The following is a 628-nucleotide window of genomic DNA, read 5'->3' on the forward strand; positions in this document are numbered from 1 at the left end:
GAGGATGTACGGTTTCTCCGTCTCCGGGCGGCCGCAGATCTCGTTGAGGAAACCCATCGGACTGGGAGTGTGGGTAAGCGTAACAAGCCCCGCCGCATGCAGAGCCGCGATCAGGAAGCCGGTGGCGAGGCCTACCGACTCCGGCACGTAGTAGTTCTTGATCCTGCGTCCGTCTGGCCTCTGGCTCGACCGCTGCCCGAAGATGGCAATCAGCACGGGAGCGGTCTCCAGGAATTCCTTGTTCTCGTCCGTGCCGAGCGGCGCCAGGGCATCGAGCCATTCCTGAGGGGCACGGCCGTTGTAGAAATCCCGCTCCTCGACTTCGGCGGCCTCCCGGATGCGCCGTTTTGCGCCTGGGTCGGCAATCACCGTAAAGTGCCAGGGCTGGAGATTGGCTCCGGAGGGGGCGGTGCCGGCGGCCAGGAGCGCATATTCGATCACCTCCCGCGGCACCGGCTTATCGGAGAAGTCCCGCACCGTCCGCCGACGCCTGATGTCCTCGTAAAAGGCCTGTGCCCGGGCGATCATCTCCTCCGGCGGATAGGAACGAAATGAGCTCAGAGGCTCAAGGACCAGACGTGTCATGCAACTCTCCAGGGCCGGGTTCACGTCACCCGTTCCACCACGG

General features: G+C 64.3%; 1 protein-coding gene. It reads right to left on the minus strand.

Annotated elements, in window-relative coordinates; genetic code table 11:
* On the minus strand, nt 1-585 hold a 585-nt coding region (locus GR328_RS26580), incomplete at its 3' end, for a nitroreductase family protein (protein WP_160888639.1).
* Nucleotides 586-628: the final 43 nt, after the last annotated feature.

Source organism: Microvirga makkahensis (assembly GCF_009830105.1).
In the GTDB taxonomy this organism is placed as follows: domain Bacteria; phylum Pseudomonadota; class Alphaproteobacteria; order Rhizobiales; family Beijerinckiaceae; genus Microvirga; species Microvirga makkahensis.